This is a genomic window from Roseomonas sp. TAS13, from assembly GCF_001950415.1.
GTDB lineage: Bacteria > Pseudomonadota > Alphaproteobacteria > Acetobacterales > Acetobacteraceae > Roseomonas > Roseomonas mucosa.
The window spans coordinates 1-3,354 of record NZ_BDLP01000432.1; the positions used below are offsets into that span (position 1 = coordinate 1).

Annotated in this window: 3 protein-coding genes and 1 pseudogene; 1 reads left to right on the forward strand and 3 read right to left on the reverse strand. The window is 71.5% G+C overall.

The features are described from left to right. From ROTAS13_RS21550 to ROTAS13_RS21560, 3 genes are all read right to left on the reverse strand, one after another. Nucleotides 1-718 (reverse strand): RodZ family helix-turn-helix domain-containing protein (locus ROTAS13_RS21550; RefSeq protein WP_139323476.1); only part of this gene is annotated, 718 nt, incomplete at its 3' end. A gap of 9 nt (nucleotides 719-727) precedes the next feature. Next, nucleotides 728-1,846: a nitronate monooxygenase family protein gene (locus ROTAS13_RS21555; RefSeq protein WP_075823369.1), complete on the reverse strand. Its 1,119-nt coding sequence runs from the start codon at nucleotides 1,844-1,846 to the stop codon at nucleotides 728-730. Continuing rightward, nucleotides 1,846-3,081: an aspartate kinase gene (locus ROTAS13_RS21560; RefSeq protein ID WP_019461168.1), complete on the reverse strand. Its 1,236-nt coding sequence runs from the start codon at nucleotides 3,079-3,081 to the stop codon at nucleotides 1,846-1,848. The genes ROTAS13_RS21555 and ROTAS13_RS21560 overlap by 1 nt, the downstream gene beginning before the upstream one ends. Before the next feature lie 128 nt (nucleotides 3,082-3,209). Here ROTAS13_RS21560 and ROTAS13_RS28275 point away from each other — a divergent pair. Beyond that, nucleotides 3,210-3,354 (forward strand): annotated as a pseudogene (locus tag ROTAS13_RS28275) (bifunctional 3-demethylubiquinol 3-O-methyltransferase/2-polyprenyl-6-hydroxyphenol methylase); the annotation flags it as partial.

The following is a 3,354-nucleotide window of genomic DNA, read 5'->3' on the forward strand; positions in this document are numbered from 1 at the left end:
GAGACTTGTGATCAAGAGACAGGGGAAGGGCACCGGGCGGGCTACCGGGCGTCGGAGCGGCGGGCCGGGCAGGCGGCGGCGCCACGGAGGCGGCCGTTCCCGGGGCCGGACCGGCCGTGGAACCGGGCGCCGGATTCGGGACCGGCGTATGGCCGCCCGCCGTGGAGGGCGGCGAGGCGGGCACCACCTGTCCCAGGGTCGGCGGCAGCACGGGCGCGGCGGGGCGGGGCGCCGTTCCGGCGGCCTCCTCCAACCGGCGCGGCGGCGCCTCGACACGGTCCAGGCTCCGGTCGCCGGAGCCGCTCCACTGCCACCAGGCCACGTAGCTGCCGATCGCCAGCACGGCGCCGATCAGGATCACCGCCCCGGCCGGCACGCCGCGCTTGGGCACAGGTTCGGGGAAGACGAGGTCGGTGCGCTGCTTCGCCGCCGCCCCGGCCCCGTCGCGGAAGCGCCGGGTCAGCTCCTCCGCGTCCAGGCCCAGGGACTGGGCATAGGAGCGCACGAAGCCGAGTGCATAGGTCGGCCCCGGCAGGTCCCGGGTCCGCCCTTCCTCCAGCGCCGACAGGTAGCGGCGGCTGATGCGGAGGTGCTCGGACATGTCCTCGATCGACGCGCCGATCGCCAGGCGGGCGTCACGAAGCTCTGCTCCCACCCCGGAGGTATCGAGGGCGGTCGATTCCACTGTTCTGGCCATCGGCGTCATGTCATCGGGCAAGAAACGACCCTATCCCGCAGCTTGCGGCGGAGCAAACCCCCCCATCCCCCCCGGGGTTTCGCGGGCGGGCAGGCCGCGCGCCGCGATCGCGGCGGCCGCCTGTGCCACGATCTCGGCCAGGATGGCCGTCACCGGCTCCTCGCGCAGGACCATGCCGACCGACTGGCCGGCCATCAGGGAGCCGTTCTCCACGTCGCCATCGACCACCGCCCGGCGCAGCGCCCCGGCCCAGAAATGCTCGATGTCGAGCTGCGCGGCCTCCTTCGTCAGCTCCCCGGCCCGGAAGCGGCGGATCACCTCCGCCTGGTGCTCCAGGAACCGCTTCGTGCCCGCGTTCTGCAGGGCGCGGACGGGGATCACGGGAAAGCTCTCGTCAAGCTGCACGGTCGGCAGCGCGTCGCGCGCCGCGCCGCGGATGAAGGCGCGCTTGAAGTTCGGGTGCGCGACGCATTCGCTGGCACAGACGAAGCGGGTGCCGATCTGCGCCCCGGCGGCGCCCATCTCCAGATAGGACAGGATCGCCTCGCCCCGCCCGATGCCGCCGGCCACGAAGACCGGCACGTCGCGGACATGGGGCAGGATCTCCTGCGCCAGGACGTTCAGGCTGACCGGGCCGATATGCCCGCCGGCCTCGGAGCCCTCGATCACCAGCGCATCCGCGCCAGAACGGACCAGCTTCTTCGCCAGGGCCAGGGCGGGGGCAAAGCAGATCACCCGGGCGCCGGCATCCTTGGCCTTGCGGATCGCGGGACCGGGGGGGATGCCGCCGGCGAAGACGATATGGCCCACCTTCGCGTCCAGGCAGACCTGCACCAGATCCTCCAGCCGGGGATGCATGGTGATCAGGTTCACGCCGAAGGGCTTGTCCGTCAGCGCCTGGGTCGCGGCGATCTCCTCGGCCAGGCGCGGCGGCTCCATGGCGCCGCAGGCCAGCACGCCGAAGGCCCCGGCCTCGCTCAGCGCCGCCACCAGGTGCCGCTCGCTGACCCAGGACATGGCGCCGCCCAGGATCGCCCAGTGGGAGCCCAGGAAGCCCGCCCCGCGCGCCATCAGCCGGTCGAGTTCGGCGAGGGCGGCAGGATCGGGGCCCTCGGTGGCCGGCGGAACGGCGGGGGACGGGGCGAGCATCAGGCGGAAGCCTTCCCGGCCGGCGCGTCGAGGCCATAGGCCGTGTGCAGGGCGCGCACCGCCAGTTCGGTGTATTCCACGCCGATGAGCACCGAGGTCTTGATCTCCGAGGTGGAGATGACCTGGATGTTGATGCCCTTTTCGGCCAGCGTGTTGAACATCGTGGCCGCGACCCCGGCATGGGAGCGCATGCCGATGCCCACGATGGAGATCTTGGCGACCTCCGGATCGGTCAGAATGGCGTCGAAGCCGATCGAGGACCGGGCGTTCTCCAGCGTCTCCCGGGCACGCGGCAGGTCGGTCTTGCCCACCGTGAAGGTCATGTCCGTGGTGCCGTCGGCGCCCAGGTTCTGGACGATCATGTCCACGTTCACATTGGCCGCCGAAAGCGGGCCGAAGACATGGGCCGCGATGCCGGGCTTGTCCGGCAGGCGGCGCAGGGTGATCTTCGCCTCGTCGCGCGAATAGGCGACGCCGGTCACAACGGGCTGTTCCACGATCTCGTCCTCGTCCACCACCAGGGAGCCCGGCTTGTCCTCGAAGGAGGACAGGACCTGCACCCGAACCTTCTGCTTCATCGCCAGCTCGACCGAGCGGGTCTGCAACACCTTGGCCCCCACCGAGGCCAGCTCCAGCATCTCCTCGAAGCTCACGCGCTCCAGCTTGCGGGCGCGCGGCACGATCCGGGGGTCGGTGGTGTAGATGCCGTCCACATCGGTGTAGATGTCGCAGCGGTCGGCCTTCACCGCCGCCGCCACGGCCACCGCCGAAAGGTCGGAACCGCCGCGGCCCAGCGTGGTGATGCGCTCCCGCGGGCCGATGCCCTGGAAGCCCGCGATCACCGGCACCTGCCCGGCCTTCATGCGCTCGATCAGCGCCGAGCCGTCGATCTCCTCGACCCGCGCCTTGCCATGCGCGCCGTCGGTGCGGACCGGCACCTGCCAGCCCTGCCAGGAGCGCGCATCGACGCCCTCCGCCTGCAGGGCGATGGCGGTGAGGCCGGTGGTCACCTGCTCGCCGGTCGCCACGACCACGTCGTATTCCCGCGCATCGTGCAGCGGCGACAGGTCGGTGCAGTACTTCACCAGCTGGTTGGTCACGCCCGACATGGCGGAGACCACCACGGCGACCTCGTTGCCAGCCTCCACCTCGCGCTTCACGCGGCGGGCGACATTGCGGATACGGTCCAGGTCGGCGACGGAGGTGCCGCCGAACTTCATCACGATACGGGCCATGGCGCCGGGGGTTTTCCGGTTCTGCTAAGGAGCGGCGGCGGTTGCGCGCCGCGAAAGGTCGGGACAGATACCGGGCGCTGCGGGTGGCTGCAACCTCGTCCGCACGACGACACCCTTGGGAGAATCGCATGTCCGGCACGGCGAGGGCGGAGGAAATCGCGAAATTCGATGCGCTGGCGGATCGCTGGTGGGACCCGCGCGGCCCCATGGCGCCCCTCCACGCCATGAACCCGCTGCGCTGCGGCTGGGTGGCGGAGCGCAGCCTGTCTCTTG